This window comes from Paraburkholderia sp. CNPSo 3281 (assembly GCF_024206515.1).
Classification (GTDB): domain Bacteria; phylum Pseudomonadota; class Gammaproteobacteria; order Burkholderiales; family Burkholderiaceae; genus Paraburkholderia; species Paraburkholderia nodosa.
The window spans coordinates 68,115-91,829 of the sequence record NZ_JAMBPS010000004.1; the positions used below are offsets into that span (position 1 = coordinate 68,115).

19 protein-coding genes and 1 pseudogene are annotated in these 23,715 nt (G+C 65.6%); 6 read left to right on the top strand and 14 right to left on the bottom strand.

The features are described from left to right. Positions 1 to 18: 18 nt before the first annotated feature. Positions 19 to 540: a formaldehyde-activating enzyme gene (gene fae / locus M3I56_RS06210; protein WP_254353012.1), complete on the bottom strand. Its 522-nt coding sequence runs from the start codon at positions 538 to 540 to the stop codon at positions 19 to 21. Positions 541 to 823: 283 nt separating this feature from the next. On the opposite strand from fae, the gene M3I56_RS06215 reads away from it, so the two are divergent. From M3I56_RS06215 to M3I56_RS06235, 5 genes are all read left to right on the top strand, one after another. After that, positions 824 to 1,861, top strand: coding sequence for an ABC transporter substrate-binding protein (locus M3I56_RS06215; RefSeq protein ID WP_254353013.1), 1,038 nt, complete (start codon positions 824 to 826; stop codon positions 1,859 to 1,861). A 60-nt stretch (positions 1,862 to 1,921) separates the two neighbouring features. Continuing rightward, entirely contained in the window at positions 1,922 to 2,887 is a 966-nt protein-coding gene (locus M3I56_RS06220; protein WP_254353014.1) for a proline/glycine betaine ABC transporter permease, read from the top strand. A gap of 89 nt (positions 2,888 to 2,976) precedes the next feature. Beyond that, positions 2,977 to 3,801 carry a glycine betaine/L-proline ABC transporter ATP-binding protein gene (locus M3I56_RS06225; protein WP_254353015.1) on the top strand — a complete coding sequence of 275 codons (825 nt, stop codon included), beginning with the start codon at positions 2,977 to 2,979 and terminating at the stop codon, positions 3,799 to 3,801. Positions 3,802 to 3,811: 10 nt separating this feature from the next. Beyond that, on the top strand, positions 3,812 to 4,987 hold the full coding sequence (locus M3I56_RS06230) for an MFS transporter (RefSeq protein ID WP_254353016.1): 1,176 nt from the start codon (positions 3,812 to 3,814) through the stop codon (positions 4,985 to 4,987). An 89-nt stretch (positions 4,988 to 5,076) separates the two neighbouring features. Next, positions 5,077 to 5,955: a LysR substrate-binding domain-containing protein gene (locus M3I56_RS06235; protein ID WP_254353230.1), complete on the top strand. Its 879-nt coding sequence runs from the start codon at positions 5,077 to 5,079 to the stop codon at positions 5,953 to 5,955. On the opposite strand, the gene M3I56_RS06240 is transcribed toward M3I56_RS06235, so the two are convergent. The 4 genes from M3I56_RS06240 to aldA form a co-directional block, all read right to left on the bottom strand. Next, complete coding sequence (locus M3I56_RS06240; RefSeq protein WP_254353017.1) at positions 5,928 to 7,604, bottom strand: GMC family oxidoreductase; 1,677 nt, start codon at positions 7,602 to 7,604, stop codon at positions 5,928 to 5,930. The genes M3I56_RS06235 and M3I56_RS06240 overlap by 28 nt on opposite strands. Positions 7,605 to 7,621: 17 nt before the next feature. After that, complete coding sequence (locus M3I56_RS06245) at positions 7,622 to 8,839, bottom strand: mandelate racemase/muconate lactonizing enzyme family protein (RefSeq protein WP_254353018.1); 1,218 nt, start codon at positions 8,837 to 8,839, stop codon at positions 7,622 to 7,624. Positions 8,840 to 8,852: 13 nt separating this feature from the next. Next, a complete protein-coding gene (locus M3I56_RS06250) occupies positions 8,853 to 10,142 on the bottom strand; it encodes a nitrate/nitrite transporter (RefSeq protein WP_254353231.1) in 1,290 nt (429 codons plus the stop codon). 295 nt (positions 10,143 to 10,437) lie between these two features. Then, positions 10,438 to 11,859, bottom strand: coding sequence for an aldehyde dehydrogenase (aldA, locus tag M3I56_RS06255; protein WP_254353019.1), 1,422 nt, complete (start codon positions 11,857 to 11,859; stop codon positions 10,438 to 10,440). Between the two features lie 251 nt (positions 11,860 to 12,110). Here aldA and M3I56_RS06260 point away from each other — a divergent pair, with 251 nt between their 5' ends. Then, positions 12,111 to 12,839, top strand: coding sequence for a DeoR/GlpR family DNA-binding transcription regulator (locus tag M3I56_RS06260; protein ID WP_254353020.1), 729 nt, complete (start codon positions 12,111 to 12,113; stop codon positions 12,837 to 12,839). A gap of 46 nt (positions 12,840 to 12,885) precedes the next feature. Here the strand turns inward: M3I56_RS06260 and M3I56_RS06265 are convergent, their stop codons facing one another. From M3I56_RS06265 to M3I56_RS06305, 9 genes and pseudogenes are all read right to left on the bottom strand, one after another. Next, a complete protein-coding gene (locus M3I56_RS06265; RefSeq protein WP_375541684.1) occupies positions 12,886 to 13,923 on the bottom strand; it encodes an ABC transporter permease in 1,038 nt (345 codons plus the stop codon). A 35-nt stretch (positions 13,924 to 13,958) separates the two neighbouring features. Next, entirely contained in the window at positions 13,959 to 15,479 is a 1,521-nt protein-coding gene (locus tag M3I56_RS06270; protein ID WP_254353022.1) for a sugar ABC transporter ATP-binding protein, read from the bottom strand. A gap of 73 nt (positions 15,480 to 15,552) precedes the next feature. Beyond that, entirely contained in the window at positions 15,553 to 16,557 is a 1,005-nt protein-coding gene (locus M3I56_RS06275) for an autoinducer 2 ABC transporter substrate-binding protein (protein WP_254353024.1), read from the bottom strand. 95 nt (positions 16,558 to 16,652) lie between these two features. Continuing rightward, positions 16,653 to 17,690 carry an ABC transporter permease gene (locus M3I56_RS06280; protein ID WP_254332832.1) on the bottom strand — a complete coding sequence of 346 codons (1,038 nt, stop codon included), beginning with the start codon at positions 17,688 to 17,690 and terminating at the stop codon, positions 16,653 to 16,655. Between the two features lie 39 nt (positions 17,691 to 17,729). Then, positions 17,730 to 18,671, bottom strand: a complete 942-nt coding sequence (gene rbsK, locus M3I56_RS06285; protein ID WP_254353025.1) for a ribokinase — start codon at positions 18,669 to 18,671, stop codon at positions 17,730 to 17,732. Further along, the gene (locus tag M3I56_RS06290; protein ID WP_028204477.1) at positions 18,668 to 19,147 is read right to left on the bottom strand and encodes an RbsD/FucU family protein; all 480 of its coding nucleotides are present in this window, start codon (positions 19,145 to 19,147) and stop codon (positions 18,668 to 18,670) included. The genes rbsK and M3I56_RS06290 overlap by 4 nt, the downstream gene beginning before the upstream one ends. Positions 19,148 to 19,236: 89 nt before the next feature. Next, positions 19,237 to 21,618 carry an aldehyde dehydrogenase family protein gene (locus tag M3I56_RS06295; protein WP_254353026.1) on the bottom strand — a complete coding sequence of 794 codons (2,382 nt, stop codon included), beginning with the start codon at positions 21,616 to 21,618 and terminating at the stop codon, positions 19,237 to 19,239. 13 nt (positions 21,619 to 21,631) lie between these two features. Further along, positions 21,632 to 22,645, bottom strand: coding sequence for a deoxyribose-phosphate aldolase (gene deoC / locus M3I56_RS06300; protein WP_254353027.1), 1,014 nt, complete (start codon positions 22,643 to 22,645; stop codon positions 21,632 to 21,634). 315 nt (positions 22,646 to 22,960) lie between these two features. Further along, a pseudogene (locus M3I56_RS06305) lies at positions 22,961 to 23,677 on the bottom strand (GNAT family N-acetyltransferase); the annotation flags it as partial. Positions 23,678 to 23,715 lie beyond the last annotated feature (38 nt).

Consider the following 23,715-nt stretch of genomic DNA (forward strand, 5'->3'; position numbering starts at 1 on the left):
TGTAACGATTGGTGCGGCTCAAGCCGCCCTGGCCTTCGGCGTGTAGAACGGATTGCTGATCTGATCCTTGATCTTCGCAAGGTCGTCGAGCCTGGGCAGGCCGTTCATCGCGGCGCGGATGGCCGTCTTGCAGGCCGCGTAATTGTTCTCGTACACGGCGTCGAGGTCGTCGCACGACCAGTTCACCCAGTTCGCCGTGACGATGCACCATTCGTTCTCGGCCTGCGGCGGCAGCGTGCCGTCGAGCATCGCTTCCGTCACCGCCTTCGCGATGGCCGCCTGCGACGCGCCCCACGTGGCGTTGCCGTGCAGGTCGCCGCGAATGTCGGCCTTGTTCACGTAGAGCGTGGCGGGCTTGACCGGCACGTTGGGCTGGGCCACCACCATGAACGGTACGTGGCCTTGCGAAGGCGACGACAAGCTGTTCGTAAACGCCTGCCCCACGGGGCCATTGCGCGGGCCGATCATGATGTTGATGTGGGCAGCGTTTACGCCTGGTCCAGCGAAACCTTCGCCGATATAGACTTGCAGGTCTTTCATGTTTGACTCCGTCTCCTGTGTCATGGGTTCGAATTTGGCCAGACGCATTCCAGCACACGCCGCGGGCACCCAAAAGCTATGAAATCTCATGGGGGCATGACGCGCAGTCATCGCTCTCGCCTGCATGATTCGCGTGACGAAAGTGGCATGAGATCAGGTAATGCATCGATGACTATTCGTTGCTTCGCAACCCGAAATGCCACGGCTAGACTCTGGTCGGATTGATTCGAAAAGCGCGGCCCCACGCTGGCCCGCGCATACAATTCCAATCACTGGAGACGACATGAGACGTATCACGCTGGCAGGCGTGCGTATTGCCGCCGCCCTCGCGCTGACCTGCGCGGCCACGAGCAGCTTTGCAGCCCCCGGCTGGTGCCAGGCGGGCAAAACCGTGAAGCTCGCGCAGATCACCTGGGAAAGCGGCGCGCTGATGACCGAGATGGTGCGCACGGTGCTGGAGAAGGGTTACGGCTGCAAGACCGAAGTCGTGCCGGGCGCCACGGCCGCCACCGAAACGGCGCTCACGAAAGACGACCTGCAGGTGTGGGCCGAGCACTGGACGGGCCGCAGCCCCATCGTCGCGCGCGGCTTGAAGGACGGCAGCGTGAAGCTCGTGGGCGAATTGATTCCCGGCGGCGACAAGGAAGGCTGGTACGTCCCCGACTATGTGATCAACGGCGACGCAAAGCGCGGCATCAAGCCCATGGCGCCGCAACTGCGCTCCGTCGCGCAACTGCCGCAGTACAAATCCCTCTTCACGGACGACGAAGAACCCGGCAAGGGCCGCTTCTACAACTGCCCCGCAGGCTGGGACTGCGAACGCTTCAACAACCGCCTGCTCACGGCCTACAAGCTCGGCGACGACTACACGAACTTCCGCCCCGGCACCGGCGGCGCGCTCGACGCGGCGATCGCCTCGGCCTACGAGCGCGGCAAGCCCATTCTCTTCTACTACTGGCAGCCCGCCGGCCTGATGGCGAAGTACCACTTCGTGCAACTGGAGGGCGCGCCGTATTCCGACGCCTGCTGGGACACCATCGCCGATCCGAAGGGCACGCCGTGCGCGTCTGCCTTCAAGGTCTCGCATCTGAAGGTCGCGGTCTCCACGCCGTTCTACGACGCCGAGCCGGACGCCGTCGCGTTCTTCGGCAAGGTGAGCTTGCCGCTCGCGCTCGACGAACAACTGGTCCAGCAGATGCACGACAAGAAGCTCGACGCCTCCACGGTCGCGCGCACGTTCTTCGAGCAGCATCCGGAAATCTGGAAGCAATGGGTCACGCCGGAAGTCGCGGCGCGCGTGCAGGCCGGCCTGCGCACGTAAGCCACGACACTGCCCGTACGACGGTACGCATCACACGACACACGCAGAATGAGGCTCACCATGGGATCCCCCTTTCTTCACCTCTCGATCGCCGACTGGGTCAACGACCAGGTCGCCGCGTTTGTGCAGCGCTACGGCGACGCGTTCCACAACTTCAGCGTGCTCATGCTGCGCGACCTGCTCGTGCCGCTCGAAGGCCTGCTGCGCGCCACGCCGCCCATCGTCGTGCTCGCCGCCGTGGGCCTGCTCGGCTGGCATGCCTCGCGGCGCATCGGCGTGGCGCTGCTGTTCGTCGTGCTGCTCTGGCTGATCGGCTGCTTCGGGCTGTGGGACAAGCTCATGCAGACCTTCGCGCTGATGGTCGTCGCCACGCTCATCTCGGTCGTGCTCGGGGTACCGCTCGGCATCCTCGCCGCTTCGAGCAGCGGGCTGCGCCGCGTGCTGCTGCCGGTGCTCGACGTGATGCAGACGCTGCCCAGCTTCGTGTACCTGATTCCGGTGCTCATGCTGTTCGGCCTCGGCAAGGTGCCCGCCATTCTCGCCACGGTCGTCTACGCGCTGCCGCCGCTCATTCGTCTGACCGATCTCGGCATCCGCCACGTGGATGCAGAAATCGTCGAAGCTGCGCGCGCGTTCGGCACCACGCGCATGCAATTGCTGTTTGGCGTGCAGTTGCCGCTCGCACGGCCGAGCATCATGGCCGGTATCAACCAGACCACGATGATGGCGCTTTCCATGGTCGTGATCGCCTCGATGATCGGCTCACGCGGTCTTGGCGAAGATGTGCTCGCGGGCATTCAGACGCTCGACGTGGGCAAGGGCACGCAAGCGGGCGTCGCCATCGTGATTCTCGCGATCGTGATCGACCGCATCAGCCAGGGTTACGGGCAGGGCCGGCGCACACGCGGCCTCGCGCGCAAATCGAAGCAGCCCTCGCGCATTCCGTTTCGCCGCGTTCGCGAACAGGAAAGCAAAAGTGCCGACTCGACCAGCAGCAGCGACCTGACGAGCCAGCCGGCCAAGTAACGAACGCGAAGGCAAAAGCGCCGGCACAATGGCGGAAACCCGGCCGGCGCATCCAGCATACGCAATGAGCATGGAATGAGGTAACGATCATGAGCGGCATCGAAGTCAAGAACGTCTACAAGATCTTCGGCACGCGCGAAAGCAGTCAGCGCGCGCTCGACCTGCTGCGCGGCGGCGCGGGCAAGGCCGAGGTCCTCGAGAAGACGCGCTGCAACGTAGGGCTCAACGACGTGAGCCTGTCGATCGGCTCGGGCCAGATCTTCGTGATCATGGGCCTTTCGGGCTCGGGCAAGTCCACTCTGGTGCGCCATTTCAACCGGCTCATCGAGCCGACCGTGGGCGAGATCCTCATCGACGGCAAGGACGTGCTCAAGCTCTCCGGCAGCGGCCTGCGCGATTTGCGGCGCTACGGCGTGAGCATGGTGTTCCAGAGCTTCGGACTCCTGCCTCACCAGACGGTGCTCACCAATGCCGCGTATGCCCTCGCCACGCGCGGCGAAAAGAAAGCCGCGGCGCAGGCGAGCGCGCGCGAATGGCTCGGCAAGGTGGGCCTCGCGGGTTATGCGGACCACTATCCCGACGAGCTTTCGGGCGGCATGCGCCAGCGCGTGGGCCTCGCCCGCGCGCTCGCCGCGAACACCGACGTGCTGCTGATGGACGAAGCCTTCTCCGCGCTCGACCCGCTCATCCGCACCGAAATGCAGGACCAGCTGCTCGAACTCCAGGCCACGCTCAAAAAGACCATCGTGTTCATCACACACGACCTCGACGAGGCGCTGCGCATCGGCAACCAGATCGCGATTCTGCGCGACGGCCGCCTCATCCAGTGCGGGACGCCCGACGACATCCTGCACCGCCCCGCCGACGACTACGTGCGGCGCTTCGTCGAGCGCCGCGCCGGAACGACTCACTAAGCCGCCGTACATGCGGGCGCTCATCGGCCTGCTGGGCGGCTATACGATCCTCGTTTGCGGGAACAGCCTCCTCACGACGCTGATCTCGCTGCGCATGCTGCACGGCGAGCGCACCGCGCTCGACGTCGGCCTCGTGCAATCGTGCTATTACGTCGGCTTCATCGTGGGCGCGCTGGGGCTCGGCCCGCTCGTCGGGCGCATCGGGCCGCAGCGCGCCTTCATCGGCTTTGGCGCGCTCGCCGCACTCGCGGCGCTCGGCTATCTCTCCTTCGATTCCCCTGACATTTGGGCCGTGCTGCGGCTCATCACCGGCTTCAGTATGGTCGGCGTGTTCACCTCGATCGAAAGCGGCGTGAACGGCGCCGTGCCCAACGAGCGGCGCGGGCGCGCGTTCGCGTTCTATCTCGTGCTCACCTATCTCGGCGTGAGCGCCGGGCAATTCCTGCTGGGCGTGGGCGCACCCGGCGGCATTTTCGAGCATGCGCTCGTGAACGGGTTGTTCGTGACTGCGCTCATACCCGTGGCGCTGATTGGTGACTGGCAATCCGCCGATGCCACCCTCGCTGCGGCGGCCGCCGCCAAGGCCGCACCCTCCGCGCTCGCCACGCCGAAGCGCCCCACGCTGCTGCTCGACGGCCTGCGCGAACTGCACCGCGTCGCGCCGCGCAGCGTGCCGGCCTGCATCGGCGCGGGGCTGCTTTCCAGCGCGTTCTATGCGCTCACGCCGGTGTATCTCGCGCGCATCGGTTATCCCGCCAGCAGTATTTCGCGCGCCATGGGTGTCGTGCTGATCGGCGCACTGCTTTCGCAATGGCCCGTGGGGCGGCTCTCCGACCGCCTCGGGCGGCGCGCCACGCTCGGCGTGATCTCGCTCATCTCCGCGTGCGCGGCCGCGGCGCTCGCCATCCTGCGCGCACCGGCTCTCGTCGATACGATCCTCTTTCTCTACGTCGCGCTCACGTTCACGCTCTATGGCGTGATCGTCTCCGACGTGAACGACCGTGTCGATCAGGCGCGGCGCGTGCAGACGAGCGCAACGCTGCTGCTCGTCTTTTCGCTTGGCGGCGCGGCCGGTCCCACCGTCGCTTCGCTGTTCATGCGTCTGTTGGGGGCGGGCGGGCTCTACGTGTTCGCGCTCGTCGTCACGCTCGCGCTCACCGCGCTGTCGCGCGCGCGGGGCGTCTGAATGGCGGCGCGGGCCGGTATACTGCGTCGTTTGCAGGAGGCGTCGTTTCGGGCGGCGCCTGGAGCGAGGAGACGACCTTGAAGCGAAAGATGCCGGCGCTGAACGCCCTGAAGGCGTTCGAGGCGGCAGGCACGAGCGGCAGCTTCACCCGCGCCGCCGAGCAGCTGAACGTGACGCAGAGCGCGGTGAGCCGCCAGGTGCGCCAGCTCGAAGAACAGCTTGGCGAGGCGCTGCTCGAGCGCCATCACCATCGGCTCGAACTGACCGAAGCCGGGCGCGCGCTGCTGCGCACGCTCCAGCAGTCGTTCGACCGCATCGAAGTGACGGTGCGCACGATCCAGCAGAAGAGCGACCTCAACCGCCTGCGCGTAAACGCCCCGCCCACCTTCGCGAGCCGCTGGCTCGTGCCGCGCCTCACGCGTCTGCAGGCGCGCCATCCCGAGCTAGAACTGAGCCTCACCACGCATCTGCAGGACAGTCTCGCCGATTCGACGGCGCTGGACTGCGCGATCCGCTTTGGCGACGGTGAATGGGAAGGCCTCGACAGCTCGCTGCTGATGCATGAATCGCATATCGCGGTGTGCGCGCCCGCGCTGCTCGCGCAAGGGCCCATCGACCTCGCGCAGCACACCTTGCTGCACGTGCTCGCGGGCGACAACCAGCGCTATCTCACCTGGCGGCACTGGCTCGACGCGGCGCGCATCGAGGACGTGGACACGTCGGGCGGCTACGAATTCGACCTGCTCGATCACGCGATCCGCGCGGCCATCGAAGGGCTCGGCGTCACGATGGCCGACCGCCACATGATCGAACACGAGCTGGCCCGGGGCCTGCTCGCGCCCGTGCGTGACATCCACGTGGACGGCCGCCAGTCATACTGGTTCGTGGTGCGGCCCGAACAGAAGGCTTCGAAGCCGCTCCAGCTTTTCCGGCAATGGCTTCAGGACGAAATTGCGGCCATGCGTTGACGGCCCTGCGCAATGGCCTGCGCGGCGATGGCCTGATCGGCGTCTTCCAGAATCAGGTCCGCGCCCTTTTCCGCGACCATCATCGTCGGCGCGTTGGTGTTGCCCGATGTGATGTTGGGAAAGATTGACGCATCCACCACGCGCAAGCCTTCGATGCCATGCACGCGCAAGCGCGCGTCCACCACCGCCGTGCGCGGGTCCGGGCCCATCGCGCAGGTGCCGCACAGGTGATAGATCGAACCGCTTTGCTCGCGAAAGAACTTGAGCATGCTCGCGTCGTCGGTCACTTCGCCGGCGGGCGTCACCTCGGCTTCGGTGATGCCCTGCAATGCGCGCGCCGTCATCAACTTGCGCACGAGGCGGCTGCCCGCGATCGCCTCGTCGCGGTCCTTCTGCGTCGAGAGATAGTTGCCGCGAATCTTCGGCGCGTCTTCCACATTCGCCGAAGCGATCTCCACGGAGCCGCGGCTCGTGGGCCGGCAAGGATTGAAGCAGACGAGAAAGCCCGAGTACGGCTCCGGCGTGAGCTGCGCCCGATCCGATTTGGGAATCCGGTACGAAAGCGGATTGAAGTACACCTGCATGTTCGGGTGCGCCTCGTCCTGGCTCGTGCGGAAGAAGCCGCCCGACTGGTTCACGCTCATCGAGAACGGGCCCTTGCGCTGAAACACGTATTGCAGCCCGAACTTCAGCTTGCCAGTCCAACTGCCGAATGAATCGTTGAGCGTCTTCACGCGCGAACGATAGTAGAAGCTCACGCACAGATGGTCCTGCAGGTTCTGCCCCACCGCAGGCAGCTCGTGCACAACGTCGATGCCGTGCTTCGCGAGCAGCGCGCGCGGGCCCACGCCCGATAGCTGCAACAGCTTGGGCGAATCGACCGCGCCGGCCGCGACGATGACCTCGCGGTTCGCCTGGAACGTGCGCTTTACGCCTTGCTGCACGATCTCCACGCCGATGGCGCGTTTTTGAGCCTCGTCGAACAGCACACGCGTGGCGCGCGCATGATGCTCGATCTTCAGGTTCGCGCGCTGCCCGGCGCGATGCAGGTAGGCCACGCTGCTCGAATCGCGCTTGCCGTCGCGCGTGTTCACATCGTAGATGCCCACGCCTTCGAGCCGCGCGCCGTTGAAGTCCTCGTTGCGCTCGTAACCGAGCTGCGTGCAGCCTTCGACAAAGGTGCGGCACACCGGATGCGCGCCTTCCTTCATCGGCGTGATGCGCACGGGGCCGTTCGCGCCGTGCCAGGGCGTGTCGCCGAGCGGATGCGATTCCAGCTTGCGGAAGTACGGCAGCACTTCCTGGTACGACCAGCCCGCATTGCCCGCCGCGGCCCAGTCGTCGTAGTCGCACGCGGCGCCGCGCACGTAGATCATGGCGTTGATCGCGCCCGAGCCGCCCTGCACCTTGCCGCGCGGCGCGTAGATCTGCCGGCCGGCAAGCTCCGGCTCCGGCTCGCTGTAATACATCCAGTTGTACTGCTTGTTGTAGTACAGCTTGGCGAAGCCGATCGGGATCTTGAACCAGAACGAATCGTCGGGTCCGCCCGCTTCGAGCAGCAGCACCGAATGTCGCCCGGAAGCGGAGAGCCGTTCCGCGAGAATGCAGCCCGCCGAACCGGCGCCGACGATGATGTAGTCGTAGTTCATCTAAGTGCTCCGGCAGATCAGCCGCGTGCGGGCGAGGTATCGCGCACGTCGGCGGGCTGGCTCGCCATCTGCAAATGCAGACGCTTGCCCGTATAAGGCGAGTGCGCGCGCACGACGTCCATATCGAGTTCGACGCCCAGGCCCGGCGCCTTCGAGGGAATGATGTAGCCGTCTTCCCACTGAATCGGCTGCTTGAGCACTTGCGCGTGGAAACCATCCCACGTGCCGATGCTTTCCTGAATCAGGAAGTTCGGCGTGCAGGCCGCGAGCTGGATGCTCGCCGCCGCGCCAATGGGCCCGTTGTAGAGATGCGGCGCGATCTGCGCGTAATGCACCTCGGCGAGCGTCGCGATCTTCTTCGCTTCGAGCAGGCCGCCCACGCGCGCCACGTTCAGTTGCAGGATCGACGCCCCGCCCGCCTGCAGCAGCTTGTGGAATTCGTATTTGGTGGTGAGGCGCTCGCCCGTGGCGATCGGAATCGACGTGTGCTTCGCGACATTGGCGATGGCCTCTTCCTGGCCCGGCGGCACCGGCTCCTCGAACCACAGCGGGTCGTATTTCTCGAGCCGCTTCGCGAGCCGGATGGCCGAAGAAGGCACCATCTGGCCATGCGTGCCGAACAGCAGATCGGCCTTGCTTCCCACCGCTTCGCGCACCTTGCGGCAGAACGTTTCGCAGCGGTCGAGCACTTCGAGCGAGAGCTGATGCCCCGACCAGGCCGTGTACGGACCCGCCGGGTCGAACTTGACCGCGGTGAAACCGCGCTTCACGTTCTCGGCTGCGCATTCGGCGGCGAGATCGGGGTCGTCGTAATCGTATTCGCCCTTCGCGTTCTTCGGGTACAGGTAGGTATACGAACGAAGCCGCTCGTTCACCATGCCCCCGAGCAGTTCGTACACGGGCTTGTCCGCCGCCTTGCCGATGATGTCCCAGCATGCCATTTCGAGGCCGCTCACGATGCCCATCATCGTGAGGTCCGGGCGCTGCGTGAAGCCGCTCGAGTATGCCTCGCGGAACAGGCGCTCTACACGATGCGGGTCGTGGTCCAGCAGATAGCGCGTGAAGACGTCTTCGATCGCGCTCACCATCACGTCGGGATGGAACGTCGCGGCGTAGATTTCGCCCACGCCTTCGATGCCGCAATCCGTTTTCAGCGTAACGAAGATCCAGTACATGCCGCCGAGGTGCGGAGGAGGCACCGCAACGACGTTCGTTTCAATTGCAACGACTTTCATGGTTCAGGCTGTATCAGGCAGGTTTGGAGTGGGTCATGCGCTTGAGCACGAGCGCGGCGATACCGCCGAGCGTGCCAATGGCGGCGACATAGGCGAAATAGATCTGGTAGCCGAGCATGCCGGCGTAGTGCTCGGTGATATAGCCGTTCACGAGCGGCAGGAAGATGTCCGACGAGTAGCCGATCAACGAAACGAGACCGATGGCGAGGCCCGTGATGCGCATGGGAATCGCGCAGTAATCGAGTAGCGTCCAGTAGAGGCCGCGAATCGCGTAGGTCATGAGGCCGATGAACAGCACCACCGCGCCGAGCAGCGCCATGTTGCGCAGCGCCGGCAGCAGGATCAGACCGATCAGGCCCGCGACGGCCAGGAACAGCGCCCAGATGAGCACGCGCAGGTTCGAAAGGCGGTCGCCGAGAAAGCCGCCGCCAATGCCGCCGATGGGACGCATCCAGAGCTTCGCGGTGGTGACCATGCCGGCCGCCACGACGCTCATATGCATCTCGCCCTGCTGGAGATACGCGGAGAAACTGTAAGTTGCCCAGAAGATCTGATAGCCGCAGAACACCACGCCCGCCATGAGCCAGAGCTGGGGAATCGCGGCGAGCGTCGAGAGATCGCGCCACAGCGAACCGTTTGCATTCGCCTCGACCGGCTTGCTTTCGGCCTGCGCGGGCGCGGGATCCTTGAAGAAGCTCATCAACGCGCCGAGTGCGATACACGTGAACGAATACATATAGATCACGTGACGCAGGCCCGTCGCTTCACCGCGTCCCGAGCCGGTCGCGGCGGCGAATAGCGCGAGCGCGGCGGTGGCGAGCAGCGCCTCGACGAGTCCGCGTCCGCCGTCGAGCAACCCGAAGAAACGGCCTTGTTCGTTCGCCGCCGCGATCATGCGCACGCGTTTGAGCACCGAGGCCCAGAACGTGAGGCCGGTCGTGACGCCCCAAAGGCAGAAGATCGCGAGCAGCGCATGGAACGAAGGCGCAGTGGAGTACCAGAGGCCCAGCGCCCCGGTGCCGATGAGCGAGAAGCAGATCAACAGGCGCGGCGCGACGCGGTCGGCGAGCCAGCCGCTCGGCAGATAGCACACGAAGAACACGATGCCGAGCACCGAGTAGAGATAGCCGAGCTGGGCGTTGTCGATATGCAGCACATCGAGCATCGTGGTCTGGTAGACCTGACGCAGATACAGCAGCGGATAGATACCGCCCGCGGCAAGGACGAGCAGCAGCAACTGCACGTAGCGCTGCATCGAGCCCGGTGCGGCGGGCGTGAGCGATGCGGTTTCGGCGCGCCGCATCGCCTGCGCATTGGGCTTTCCGATGGACTTCTGCAAGATTGTCTCCTGTCGACCAGAGTTAGCGCTTTAGCTGTCGACCGGAGTTTGGGCTTTAGCCCTTACTCCGGTCCCATGCAAAGCACTTACTCTGGTCCCATGCAAAGCTGTCGACCAGAGTTAGTGCAAAGCACTTACTCTGGTCCCATGCAAAGCTGACGCCGGCGCGCGGGCGGTTGCCCGCGCGAGGCGTTTTTTCTTTATCTCCGGCGCCCGGTCGAGGGGCGCCGTTTCTGCGATTAATCCGTAGCTCGAACGATCAGAACGGCATCACGACCAGGCGTGTTTGCGTGAATTCGAGCATGCCGTGCTTGCCGTCGTCGCCGCCGAGGCCCGAGCGCTTCCAGCCGGCGTGATAGCCCTGATACGGGTCCGCAGGCGTGCGGTTCACGTACAGTTCGCCGGCTTCGATCTCGTTCGCGACGCGCAGGGTCGTGCGGTAGCGCTCCGTAAAGAGCACCGACGAAAGGCCGAACTGGTGATCGTTGGCCATGCGCAGCGCGTCGTCGAGCGTCTCGTACGCAAGCACCGGCAGCACCGGGCCGAAGATCTCCTCCTGCACGATCTCCATGTCCTGGCGGCAATGCGTCAACAACGTAGGCGGATAGAAATGACCCTTGCCTTCGGGCACGTAACCGCCCGTTTCGAGCTTCGCGCCTGCGGCCACCGCGCGCTCGACCATCGCGTGGATCGCTGCGCGTGCGCTTGCGCTCACGAGCGGCCCCATGCGGATGGCGTCTTCGGCGCGGTCGCCGAAGCGCACGGCGCTCATCTTTTCGCGCAGCAGCGCGACGAAGCGGTCATGCACCGAAGCATGCACATACACACGTTCGATCGCCGTGCAAAGCTGGCCGCAATGCGTGGTTTTCGAGCGCACGATGGCCGTTGCGGCTGCTTCGAGATCGGCGTCGTCTTCGATGATCGCGGGCGTCTTGCCGCCCAGTTCCAGCGACGGCCTGGCGATATTTTCCTTGCAGTAGTCGAGCACCCTGCGGCCTGCGCTCACGCTGCCCGTGAGGGTAATCATGCCGACGTCCGCGTGCGTGCAGAGCACGGCGGCGGTGTCGTGGTCCATGGCCAGCACGTTGAAAATGCCCGCCGGCAGTTCCGCTTCCTGCGCTGCGCGCGCCACTTCGAACGCCGAGCACGGCGTGTTGTTACTCGGCCGCACGACCACCGCGTTACCCGTGATGAGCGCCGGCGCGACCTTGCGCAGCAACGTGTACACCGGGAAGTTGAAAGGAATCAGGCACGCGGCCACGCCGATCGGCTCGCGCATCAGAATGAGGTTTTCGTTCGCGCTATCGCTCGGAATCACCTCGCCTTCAATGCGGCGCGCCCACTGCGCGTGGTAGCGCAGGATTTCGGCGGCGTACTGCGCCTCGGCGGTCGCGTCCGCGACGCTCTTGCCCGACTCGGCGGCAAGCGCCGCGCCGATCTTCGGCGCGCGCGCCACGATCGCGTCCGCGAAACGGTTCAGGATTGCACCGCGTTCGGCGGCGGGCAACTTGCGCCAGGCGCGCTGCGCGGCCTTGGCGGCCACGACCGCGCGAACCGCGTCGGCGGCGCTCGCGGCGCTCACATGGCCGACCGCGTCGCCGGTTGCGGGGCTATGGACAGCAATCTGCGGCCCTTCGGCGCCGACGAACTGCCCATTGATGAAATTGAGGTCTGATCGCATGGATTGCTGCCGGTTTGGCGTTGCCGCCGCTTCATGAGAAAGGGCAGTATCCGTGCGGCATCGGGACGCCACAAACGATTAATTGTCGAGCGGAGCATGCGAAAAACGCATGCTCGTCGAGTGAAGCGCGGGAGCGGCAGCAGCTAAAGCGCGTGGCGATCGCGCGCCATGCTTGTTATAATTCGCTCACGCAGACGAAACAAATCTAACGTTCGCCGGAAGGCGGCTCACTCCGGCGCAGCACCCACTCCATGGCCAAAACCGACCGGCTGCGCGCCCTTGCCGACGCGCTCGCAAAACACAACGTCATGCATCTGCGCGATGCAGCCAGCGTGCTTGGTGTCTCCGAAATGACCGTGCGGCGCGATATCGCCGCGAATCCCGAGCGTTTCACGTATCTGGGCGGCTATATCGTGAGCGCGCAGGACGTGCCCAATACCGCCGGCTACTCGCTCGAGCACGAAAAGGACCACTTCGCGCAGGCCAAGGCGCAAGCGTCCGCGCACGCGGCGCGACTCATCGCGCAGAACGACACCGTGTTCATCGACTGCGGCACGACGCTCGCCGCACTCGCGCGCCTCATCCCTTCGCAGATGCAGATCACGGCGGTGTGCTATTCGCTCAACGTGGCCGAGATTCTGCGGCGCATGCCCAATGTGCGCATGATCTTGCTGGGGGGCGTGTATGTGCCGTCGTCGGATTCGTTTGCCGGCGAAGAAAGCCTTGAAACGCTGCGCCGCATGGGCATCAACAAGGCGTTTATTTCAGCAGGCGGCGTGGACGCCGCGCGCGGCGTAACGTGCTGGAACTTCCACGAAGTGGCGCTCAAGCAGGCCGCCATGGCTAGCGCCGTGGAAAGTCATCTCGTTGTGGACGCCAGCAAGTACGGCATCGTGAAGGCGTGGCGCTTTTCGCAGGTGGACGACTTCAATTCCGTCATCACCGAAAAAGGCCAGACGCTGCGCGCGCGCAGCGCATAGGCGCTGACCGGCCGCGCAGCGCCGGTCGCTCCACTAGTCTGCCGACTCAGCCGCGCCGGCGCAGCGCGAACAGCGTACCGGCCACCAGGATGAACGCGCCGACAATCACCTTCTGCCACGTGCTTGGCACGCCCACGAGAATCAGCACGTTGTTGATGAGCGTGACGAGCGCCACGCCAAGCAGCGTACCCACGACCGTGCCGCTGCCGCCCGTAATGCGCGCCCCGCCGAGAATCACCGCCGCGATCACGTCGAGTTCCGAGCCCACCAGGTCGAACGGATTGGCAAGCCGGTTGTTCGCCACGTGCAAAATACCCGCCACGCCGGCGAGAAACCCCGTATAGCCGAACACGAACAAGCGGATCGCGCGCAGGTTGAAGCCAAGCCGCTCCGCAATTGCCGTGCTGCCGCCCATGGCGTAGACGCCGCGCCCCATCATCGTCCGATTGAGCAGCCACCACGTAAGAATCGCGCCTGCCACGAGTGCGATCGCGGAAACGGGCAGCACCGCGTTGAGCCCGTCGGCGGTCTTGTAGGCAATGAGCGGAATGCGGCCAAAGTGGTCCATGCTGTGCGGGATGTTCATGAAGAACGTCGTGCCCACGAAGGTGAGCAGCAGCCCGCGATAGAGGTACTGCGTGCCGATCGTCACGATCAGCGAAGGCGCCTGCAGCCGGTGCACGAGCATGCCGTTGATCACGCCGAGCACGATGCCGCCCAACGCGCCCGTGAGCAGAATGAGCGCGAACGGCGCATCGGGCCACCACGCGAACACGGCTTTCGTGATCGAGTACATCGTGAGCGCGCCAATCGCCGTGAACGAGACGTCGATGCCGCCCGATGCCAGCACGACGAGCGTGCCGAGCGCGAACAGCGACGTGATCGTTGCCGAGTGCAGCAGGTCGAACAGCGTGGCCCACTGGAAAAAGCGCGGGTTGATAGAAGCGACGATCACGCAGGTAATGACGATCAGCGTGGCCGTGAACCACTCGGGATTGCGGGCGAGCTTCGCGCGCCAGTTGAGCGGCACGCTCTGACGCGCGACTTCGACGGTGTTGGACGACGTGCTCATTGTCTGATTCATGCTCATGCGGTATCCGGCAAAACGTTACGCGGAATTCAGGCTGCCTCTGCAAGCAGCGCGCGGTACAGCTCGGCCTCGGTCAGGCCATCGGCGTGGTGCTCTTCGGCGAGGCGGCCTTTACGCATCATCAGTACGCGGTCGCAGTTCTGCAGCAGCTCAGGCAGGTCATCGCTCACGAGCAGAATGCCGATGCCGCGCTGCGAGAGCCGCTGCATGATGCGATAGATGATGTCCTTCGAGCCGACGTCCACGCCCACGGTCGGCCCGTGCAGGATCAGCACGTGCGGGTCGATGGCGAGCCAGCGGCCAATCAACACGCGCTGCTGGTTGCCGCCCGACAGCGACTGCACGGCCTTCTCCACATCGGGCGTGGCGATCTGCAGTTCCTTCACGGTGTTTTCGGCCAACGCGCGTGCGCGCGTGCGGTCGATCTGGCCGAAGCGGTCGCGCAGGCTCGCGATCATCGCCGTGATCACGTTGTCGCGAATCGGCTTGTCGAGGAAAAGGCCTTCATTCAGGCGGTCTTCCGGCACGTAGCCAATGCGCGCGCGCCTCGCGTCACCGGGCGTCGAAAGCTTGATCGCGCGGCCTTCGAGCACGATCTCGCCCGCATCGGCGGGCGCGACGCCCGCAAGCGCACGCGCGAGTTCGTTGCGGCCCGAATCGAGCAGGCCCGTCACGCCGAGAATCTCGCCGCGATGCAGCGTGAACGACACGTCACTGAAGAGGCCCGCGCGGCCCAGGCCGCGAACGTCGAGCAGCACGTCGGCTTCAGCCGCGACGTTGCGGTAGCGTTCGGTGGAAAGCTCGCGGCCCGTCATCAGTTCGCTCAACCGCGCCTTGGTGTAGTTCGTGATCGGGCCTTGCGTCACTTTCTGGCCATCGCGCAGCACGATCACTTCGCCGCCGATCGCATAGCACTCGTCGAGCTTGTGGCTCACGAACAGCACGGTCACGTCCTGCGCGCGCAACTGGCCGAGCACGGCGATGAGGTTGGTCACTTCCTTTTGCGTGAGCGAGGTCGTGGGCTCGTCCATGATGACGAACTTCGCCTCGCTCGCAATGGCGCGCGCGATCGCCACGAGCTGGCGCGTGGCGAGCGGCAGTTGCTCGATGAGCGTCGCCTGGAAGTCGGCGTCGCCAGGCAGGCCCACGGCCTTCAAGGCGCGCTCGGCCGTGCGGGCAAGTTCGCGGCGGTCGAACGTGCGCGCGAGACGACCCGCATGCTCCGCGAGTTCGGTCGTGAGCCCCACGTTTTCCACCACGCTCATGTTGGGCAGCAGCGAAAGATCCTGATACACAGTCTCGACGCCCGCCGCGAGCGATTCGAGCGGCGTTAGCCGCGCGTGGCGCGCGCCGTCGACCACCAGTTCGCCTTCGTCGGGCGGCTGCGCCCCGGAGATGATCTTGATGAGCGTGCTCTTGCCGCACCCGTTCTCGCCGAGCAGGTGATAGATCTGCCCGCGCTCGAACGCGAGCGTCACGCCGCGCAAGGCGTGCACGCCCGTGAAGCGTTTGTGCACGCCGAGCACCTGCAATAACGGTTCTGAAGCCATATCGTCTCTTCGTGACGTTGCGACGAAGCGCGCGCCGGGCCACAAGACCGTTGCGCGCGCCACCTTCTCCCGATCAGAAGTTGTATTGCTTGTAGTTCGACTTGTCGACGCTCACCCAACCCTGGCCGCGCACGATGATGCCCTTGCCCGGACCCTTCGACACCGTGACCTTCTCGTAGCCCGGCAGGCCGAGGTTCGCGCCGTTCTCCACCGTCTTGCCGTCGATCAGCATCATCGCGATCTTGTTCATCGCCATGCCCGCCAGCTTCGGATCCCAGAACGCAATGCCGTTGATCGCACCGCTTTCGAGGTACTTGCCGGCCTCGGTCGGCAAGCCGGTGCCGTACACGCAGATCTTGCCCTGCAGGCCCGCTTCCTCGACGGCGCGGCCAATGCCGATCACGTCGAGCGACGACGAGCCCTGGAAGCCCTTGATGTCCGGATGCTTGCGCAGCACTTCCTTGGCCACTTCATAGGCGTGCTCGCCGTCGTTGTTGGTTTCGAGGTTGGTCTCGACGAGCTGCATCTTCGAGAACTTCTTCTTCGCGTTGTCGATGCCGCCGTCGGCCCACTGCACCTGCGAACGGCTGCCGAGCGAGCCGACCATCGTCGCCCACTTGCCTTCGTTGTGCATGCATGAGGCCAGGCGGTCGTTGAGCGCGGCGCCGTAGGCGGAGTTGTCGAACGCCTCGACGTCGACCATCGTGTTCTTTTCGTTGTCGGCTTCGTGCGTGACGACCTTGATACCGCGGTCCATCGCCTTCTTGAGCGCCGGTTCGAGCGTGGGCGGGTCATACGGCACGACGGCAATCGCGCTCACTTTCTTTGCGATCAGGTCGTCGATGATCTTCAGTTGCTGCGCGGCGTCCGCGCGGCCTGGCCCCGTCTGGTAGACCGAAACGTTCGGATTGTCCTTGCCGAATTCCTTGATGCCGTCGTCCATCCGATTGAACCAGCTAATGCCGGTCACCTTTACCACCGTGACGATGGTCGGGTTTTCCGCCGCATACGCAACGGCCGCCATGCCAGCGGCAAGTGCACACGCTGTAATTGCCACGCTGAGTCGCTTGATCTTCATGTTCCTTGTCTCCGTTTTTATGTCGTATGTCGCCCCGAAATGGATGGCGGCGGACCTCCGAGGCACGAGGCCCGCCTGCTACACGGTTGAGCCAGTCAGCCCGAGGTCCGCCCTTTGCCAGCAGACGCCCAGGCGCCGAGACCGAAAATCGCGCGTACCCGCTCGCCGCCCGCGAACGCGAGCGAAAGCAACAACAGGAAGCCCCAGGCGCAATCGCCGAAAAACTGCGAAACGCCCATCAGATTGAAGAGGCTCGAAAGGAATTGCAGCACCGTCGCGGCAAAGAACACGCAGATGATGCGTCCATAGCCGCCCGCCGGATTCACCCCGCCCATCACCGCAATGAGAATGGCGATCAGCAGATAGGAATTGCCGTAGTCCCATTTCGCGCTGAGCGTGTGCGAAACGCTCACGAGCCCCGCGAGCGAGGCGAGTACGCCGCACATCGCGTAGGTCATGATCAGCATGCGCGCGCGCGGAATGCCGGCATAGAATGCCGCACGCTGGTTCGTGCCCATGAGGTAGAGGCGCAGCCCGAACGGCGTGCGCCTGAGCAGCCAGCCCAGCAGCACGACCACGGCCACGAATAGCAGGAACGAGATCGGCACCTGGAAGAACGTGCCGTTGCTGATATCGGCGAGCGGTTCGACGTAATCCACGTGCACGGAGGCGCCGTTGCTCAGCGCCACCGCGAAGCCCGTGAAAAGCAGTTGTGTACCGAGCGTGCAGAGAATAGGCGTGAGTCCGAGGCGCGCAATCACCACGCCGTTCAGCAGGCCGCCAAGGAGTCCCATGCACACTACGATCACGCAGAAGAGCGCCGTATAGAGCACGGGTGAGTCGTCGCCGCTCACGAGGTGCGGCACCACCAGCGCGGCGATCATGCCCGAAAGATTCGCGAGCCCCACGCCGGAAAGGTCGATGCCGCCGTTACCCGACAGCATGGAGAGCATGATGCCGAGCGCGAGCAGCGCGACTTCGGGCAGTTGCGCGCCCATCGACTGCAGGTTGTCGATGCCGACGAACTGCCCGCGCGACACCCAGACCGCGACCAGCACGACCAGCAGGTTCACGGCCAGCAGGAAGTTCAACTGGCGGTCACCGAACCATTTGGCAAAGAGTGCAGACTTCATGGACCTCATCCTTTGCGGTGTGTTTTCACCTGGCAACGTTCAATGCGCACCGGCGTCCGCCGTGCGTGCGAGCATGGCGTCGACTTCTTCTCTGCGCGGCATGGAAGGCGCGGTGCCGGGACGCGTGACGGAGATGCCCGCCAGCGCGCAGCCAAAGCGCGTGGCCGTGAGCGCGTCGTCGCCGCGCGCGAGCGCTGCCGCGAAGCCGCCCGTGAAGCCGTCGCCCGCGCCCGCCGTTTCCACCACCGGGCCGCAGTTGAAGGCGGGAAGCAGGACCGAAGCATCGCGCGTATGGAGCAGCGCGCCGGCTTCGCCCAGCGTCACGATGACGGCGCCCGCGCCCTTGGCGAGCAGCACGTCGGCCGCGCGGCGCGCGTCGTCGGCGTTGCGAATCTCGATGCCCGTGAGCGCCTGCGCCTCGGTCTCATTGGGCGTGAGGTAGTCGCAAAGCGGGAAGATGTCGTCGGGCAGCGCCATGGCGGGCGCCGGATTGAACACCGTCTTCACGCCATGCCGCCGCGCGAGTTCGAGGCCGCGCCGCGCTGCCGCGAGCGGCTGTTCCAGCTGCGTGACGAATACCTGGGAGGCCGCAATATCGGCTTCGATCGCTTCGGCGTCGCCGGGCTCCATCGTGCCCGCTGCACCCGCCGCGACGATGATCGCGTTCATGCCGGTCGTGTCGTCCACGAAGATGTGCGCCGCGCCCGTGGCGAGGCCATCCACCGCCTGGGTGCGCGCCGTGATGCCTTCGGCGGCCCACGTCGCACGCGCGATGTCGCCAAACGCGTCGTTGCCCACGCGCGTGCAGAACACCACTTGCGCGCCCGCGCGGGCGGCGGCCACGGCCTGATTCGAGCCCTTGCCGCCCGGCCCCATCGCGAATGCCGATCCGGCGAGGGTCTCGCCGATCATCGGCATGCGGCTCGCACGGAACGCGAGATCGGTCACATAGATGCCGAGGATGACGACGCGTCCGCTCATTGGCCGTGCTCCTTCGCACGCGGTGCGTCGGGTGCGAGCAGCACGCCTTTGGTGAACACGAAGCAGCCGTAGCCGCGCGTTTCGCCCGTGGCGATCACACAGTAAGCTTTGCGGGCGCGCGCGTAGAACGCATGACGTTCGATGGGCGCGAACGGTACGGCGCGGCCTTCCGCGGCGTCGACCTCGGCCTGCGCCTCGTGCTGCACGGTGGGAATCGTGTTGGGTTCGCCCACCACTTCCATGCGCATGGCCGGGGCTTCGACGAAGGTGTCGAGCGGCAGCACGGAGAGGATCGCACGCACGGCGCGGGGCGCGTCTGCGCCGTCGATGCGCAGAAGCTTGCCGAGCACCGTTGCGCGCGCAACGGAGTCGGCGGGGAAGTTGGCGTCGCACACGACGAGTTCGTCGCCGTGACCCATCGCGCGCAGCGCTTGCAGGACATCGGCGTTCAGAAGCGGGTCAAGATTCTTCAGCATGTTTGTCTCCTGTCGGCCGCACTTGGCGCTTTAGCGCTTAGTGCGGCCCCATGCAAAGCTGGGGGCTGGCGCTTTCTTGTTCGAAGCGCTCAGTCGCCGTACGGTATCCAGATGTTCTTCACCTGCACGGCGTGGCGCAGGAACGGCAATCCTGCGCTCGTCCGGTCGAACCAGTCAACCTCGCGGCCATGATCGACGAAGGTCCGCTTCAGATTGCCAACCGACTCGCGCTCTACGAGGGACGAATCGGCCGCCGTGCCGAAGCACCAGAGCGCGTCCACGTCGTCGTGCTTCGCGAGGGCCGGCAGCAGCGCGGCGCGCTCGCCGGTCAGAATGTTGAGCGCGCCCGCAGGCACGTCCGACGTTTCCACGACCTGATAGAAGTCCGTTGCCGCCAGCGGGCACGCCTCGCTCGCCAGCGCCACGACGCGATTGCCCATCGCGAGCGCCGGTGCGATCAGCGAAACGAAGCCGAGCAGCGGCGCTTCGTCGGGGCAAGCGATGCCGACCACGCCCAGCGCCTCGTGCATGGCGAGCGCGACACCGCGCAACGGCGGTGTATGCACCGCGCCATCGAACTTGTCGGCCCACGCCGCATAGCTGAAAAGCCGGTCGATCGCCATCTCCACTTCACGCTCGGCCGCGCGCGCGTCGTGCCCCGCGCGGCGCGTGAGCTGCCGCGCGAATTCTTCGGCGCGCGCGCTCAAGTTTTCCGCGAGGTAGTACAGCACCTGGGCGCGAGCGTGCGTGCTCATCTGCGTCCACTTGCTCGCGCCGCGCGCGGCGGCGACGGCATCGCGCACGTCCTTGCGGCTGCCCTCGCCCACTTCGCCCACCCATTCGCCGTTCGGCGCGTAGACGGCGTGCGAATAGCCGCTATCGGGCCGCACCTGTTTGCCGCCGATAAAAAGCTTCGCAGTGCGATCGAGACCGGTGCCCGCGTGCGCAAAGTCTGGTGCGGGCGGGCGCGCCTCGCGTTGCGCGCGCATCGGCAGCTTGCTCCATGCGGCCGGCTTCAGATATTCGAACACGCCTTCGCGACCGCCCTCGCGGCCGAAGCCCGATTCGCGGTAGCCGCCAAAGCCCACGCTCGCGTCGAAGAGGTTCGTCGCGTTGATCCAGACCACGCCGCATTGCAGGCGCGGCGCGATGTCGAGCGCGCGCCCGATGGTTTCGCTCCACACGCTCGCGGCGAGGCCATAGCGCGAATTGTTGGCGAGCGCTACGGCCTCTTCCGGCGTGCGAAAGCTCATGGCCACGAGCACTGGCCCGAAGACTTCTTCCTGCGCGAGCGTCGAGGCGGGGCCAATGCCCGTAACGAGCGTCGGCGGATAGAAGCAGCCACCCGCTGGCAGCTCGACTTCGCGCGGCTGCCACACGTTGCAGCCTTCGCGCCGCCCGGCTTCTACGAGCGACTCGATGCGTTCGAGCTGCACGGGATCGACGATCGCGCCAATGTCGATGCCCTTGTCGAGCGAGGGCCCGACGCGCAGCGTCGCCATGCGGCGCCTGAGCTTCTCGAGAAAGCGCGCTTCGATGCCCTCTTGCACCAGCAGCCGGGAACCGGCGCAGCATACCTGGCCCTGGTTGAACCAGATGGCGTCCACGACGCCTTCCACGGCGCCGTCGAGGTCGGCGTCGTCGAACACGATGAACGGCGACTTGCCGCCCAGTTCGAGCGTGAGCGACTTGCCCGTGCCGGCCGTGGCGGTGCGGATGAGGCGGCCCACTTCGGTCGAGCCGGTGAAGGCGATCTTGTCGACGCCGGGATGCTCGACGAGCGCCGCGCCCGTGCTGCCGTCGCCCGTCACCACGTTGAGCACGCCCTTGGGCAGGCCGGCGCGATGCGCCAGTTCGGCGAACAGCAGCGCGGTGAGCGGCGTGTATTCGGCGGGCTTGAGCACCACGCAGTTACCGAGTGCGATGGCGGGCGCCACTTTCCACGCGAGCATCAGCAACGGGAAATTCCACGGCACGATCTGGCCGATCACGCCAAGCGGCGACCAGCCTTCCAGCTCGCTCTCCTGAAGCTGCGCCCAGCCTGCGTGATGGAGGAAATGGCGCGCCACCAGCGGCACGTCGATATCGCGCGCCTCGCGAATCGGCTTGCCGTTGTCGAGCGCTTCGAGCACGGCGAAGAGGCGGCTGTGGCGCTGCACCATGCGCGAGAGCGCGTAGAGATGCCGCGCGCGCGCCGCGCCGCCCATGGCGTACCACTCGGGTTGCGCCGAGCGCGCCGCCGCGACCGCCGCCGCCACATCCGCCGCAGCGCCTTGCGACACGGCGGCGAGCGCCTCGCCCGTGGCGGGCGCACGCACTTCGAAGCGCGCGCCATCGGCGCTTGCGCGCCACGCGCCGTCAATGAAATGGCCAAACGTGGCCTCGTGCTGCGCGAGCCACGCGCGCACGGGCTGATCGTCCTCGGGGGCGGGACCGTAATCCATCGTTCGGAAATACTCGGCTACGCTCATCGGTATGGTCTGTTCAGGCTGCGGGGTGGCGGTGGAAGGCGGAATAGCGGCCGCCCACGTGGTGTTCGAGCTGGCGCTCGATGTCGGCGAGCAGGCTCGAAGCGCCGAAGCGGAACAGCTCGGGCTCGAGCCAGGGCCGACCCAGCTCTTCCTTCATGAGGATCTGGTACGCGAGCGCGGTTTTGGCGTTCGATACGCCGCCCGCGGGCTTGAAGCCCACTTGCGCGCCAGTGCGTTCCCGGTATTCCCGGATCATGCGCACCATCACGAGCGAAACGTCGAGCGTGGCGTTGGTCCCTTCCTTGCCCGTGGACGTCTTGATGAAGTCCGCGCCCGCCATCATGCAGACCATCGACGCCCTGGCGATGTTCGACAGCACGCGGATGTCGCCCGTGGCGAGAATCGCCTTCAGATGCGCCTCGCCGCAGGCCGCGCGAAACTCGCGCACTTCGTCGTAGAGCGCGCGCCAGTTGCCGGTGAGTACGTGCTCACGCGTGACGACGATGTCGATTTCCTCGGCGCCATCCTTAACGGAGGCCTCGATTTCCTTGAGCTTGAGCGCGTGCGGATTGAGGCCAGCCGGGAAGCCGGTGGAGACGGCCGCGACGGGAATACCGCTGCCCGCCAGCGCGTCCACGGCGGCCGCGACAAAGCGGTGGTACACGCACACCGCGCCCGTCGTGATGGCCTCGGGCGCGAAGCCGAGCGCCGCGAGCAGGTCGGCGCGCACGGGGTGGCGCGCCTTCGTGCACAGGCGCCGCACGCGGCCTTCGGTGTCGTCGCCGTTGAGCGTGGTGAGATCGATGCAGGTGATGGCCTTCAGGAGCCACGCGGCCTGCGCGTCCTTCTTGACCGCGCGGCGCGTGCCGAGCGTGGCTGTGCGCCGCTCGACGGCGGACTGGTTGACGCGTAAGGCGTCGAGCCACGCCGCGTCGAACGCCACGCCGGCGTTGCGCGCAACATGCGCAGCATGCTGGGCGGGCGCGCCGCGCAGCACGACGAGCGAGTTCGTTGAGGCTTCTGACATAGGCTGGGAGGTGAATTTGTGCAATGCACATCAAACCGTGGTGGTTTATTCGCACTCATCCTATACCGATGAAATGATCGTGACAATGCTCGTTACAATCCTATCTATTGGGCTGGGGACGTGGGAACGCTGGCCCGCGCATTCAGCTTCCGCCCGAGGCTCCCGTTTGCGCGCACCCGCGCGCCACACCCAGACAGCGGTTTAGAACTGCAACCGATACCGTACGAAATCGTCGGCTTGCGCGAATTCGTCGTAGCGCTTGCGCGCGGAGTTGTCCGCGCGCGTGTGGCAGTAAAGGATCGCCGCGGACATTCAGGACGCTGCCGCTTCTCTCAAGCCGACAAGCGACGCGCGCTGCTGGCCTTGCGCGTCGAAGTTCTCTTTCGAGAGCCACTGCTCGAACGCGGCTTTCACGAGCGGCCAGTCCCGGTCGATGATCGCGAACCACGCGGTGTCGCGGTTGCGGCCCTTGTACACAATCGCCTGGCGGAAAATGCCCTCGAACTGGAAGCCCAGACGCAGCGCCGTCTTGCGCGAAGGCGCGTTGAGGCTGTCGCATTTCCATTCGTAGCGCCGGTAGCCGAGGTCGTCGAACACGTAGCGCATCAGCAGGTACTGCGCCTCGGTGGAAAGCGGCGTTTGCTTCAGCCGCGGCGAAAACGTCACGCTGCCCACTTCGATCACGCCGTGCACCGGCTCGATGCGCATGAGCGCGAACGTGCCCACGGCCTTCCCGCTCGCGCGGTCGATCACGGCGTAATGGAACGGGTCGCTCGATGCCGCGGCTTTCGCGAGGGACTCGCGAAACGCGGCAAAGTCGGTGAACGGCTCGGCGAACAGGTAGGTCCAGTCGCGACCGTCGGCCGCCGTGGCGTAGGCTTCGAAGAGATCGGCAGCGTGGCGGTCGAGGTCGATCGGCTCGATGCGGCAGAACTGGCCCTCGATCGTCACGCGCGCAGGCCGCTCGCGCGGCTGCCAGCCGGTGACCGGGTCGCCAATGGGCTGCTGGAATTCGTTCAGTCTTGCTGACATGCGTGACAAGCTCCTCTTGCGCGGGACGTAGCCAATAT

Coding starts and splice junctions, on each gene's coding strand:
- M3I56_RS06235 (WP_254353230.1), top strand. CDS start 5,077: ATGCCGGCGCTGAACGCCCTGAAGGCGTTCGAGGCGGCAGGCACGAGC.
- M3I56_RS06230 (WP_254353016.1), top strand. CDS start 3,812: ATGCGGGCGCTCATCGGCCTGCTGGGCGGCTATACGATCCTCGTTTGC.
- M3I56_RS06280 (WP_254332832.1), bottom strand. CDS start 17,690: ATGAAGTCTGCACTCTTTGCCAAATGGTTCGGTGACCGCCAGTTGAAC.
- M3I56_RS06240 (WP_254353017.1), bottom strand. CDS start 7,604: ATGAACTACGACTACATCATCGTCGGCGCCGGTTCGGCGGGCTGCATT.
- deoC (WP_254353027.1), bottom strand. CDS start 22,645: ATGTCAGAAGCCTCAACGAACTCGCTCGTCGTGCTGCGCGGCGCGCCC.
- M3I56_RS06245 (WP_254353018.1), bottom strand. CDS start 8,839: ATGAAAGTCGTTGCAATTGAAACGAACGTCGTTGCGGTGCCTCCTCCG.
- rbsK (WP_254353025.1), bottom strand. CDS start 18,671: ATGAGCGGACGCGTCGTCATCCTCGGCATCTATGTGACCGATCTCGCG.
- M3I56_RS06295 (WP_254353026.1), bottom strand. CDS start 21,618: ATGAGCGTAGCCGAGTATTTCCGAACGATGGATTACGGTCCCGCCCCC.
- M3I56_RS06260 (WP_254353020.1), top strand. CDS start 12,111: ATGGCCAAAACCGACCGGCTGCGCGCCCTTGCCGACGCGCTCGCAAAA.
- M3I56_RS06220 (WP_254353014.1), top strand. CDS start 1,922: ATGGGATCCCCCTTTCTTCACCTCTCGATCGCCGACTGGGTCAACGAC.
- M3I56_RS06265 (WP_375541684.1), bottom strand. CDS start 13,923: ATGAATCAGACAATGAGCACGTCGTCCAACACCGTCGAAGTCGCGCGT.
- M3I56_RS06250 (WP_254353231.1), bottom strand. CDS start 10,142: ATGCGGCGCGCCGAAACCGCATCGCTCACGCCCGCCGCACCGGGCTCG.
- M3I56_RS06275 (WP_254353024.1), bottom strand. CDS start 16,557: ATGAAGATCAAGCGACTCAGCGTGGCAATTACAGCGTGTGCACTTGCC.
- M3I56_RS06215 (WP_254353013.1), top strand. CDS start 824: ATGAGACGTATCACGCTGGCAGGCGTGCGTATTGCCGCCGCCCTCGCG.
- aldA (WP_254353019.1), bottom strand. CDS start 11,859: ATGCGATCAGACCTCAATTTCATCAATGGGCAGTTCGTCGGCGCCGAA.
- M3I56_RS06225 (WP_254353015.1), top strand. CDS start 2,977: ATGAGCGGCATCGAAGTCAAGAACGTCTACAAGATCTTCGGCACGCGC.
- M3I56_RS06290 (WP_028204477.1), bottom strand. CDS start 19,147: ATGCTGAAGAATCTTGACCCGCTTCTGAACGCCGATGTCCTGCAAGCG.
- M3I56_RS06270 (WP_254353022.1), bottom strand. CDS start 15,479: ATGGCTTCAGAACCGTTATTGCAGGTGCTCGGCGTGCACAAACGCTTC.
- fae (WP_254353012.1), bottom strand. CDS start 540: ATGAAAGACCTGCAAGTCTATATCGGCGAAGGTTTCGCTGGACCAGGC.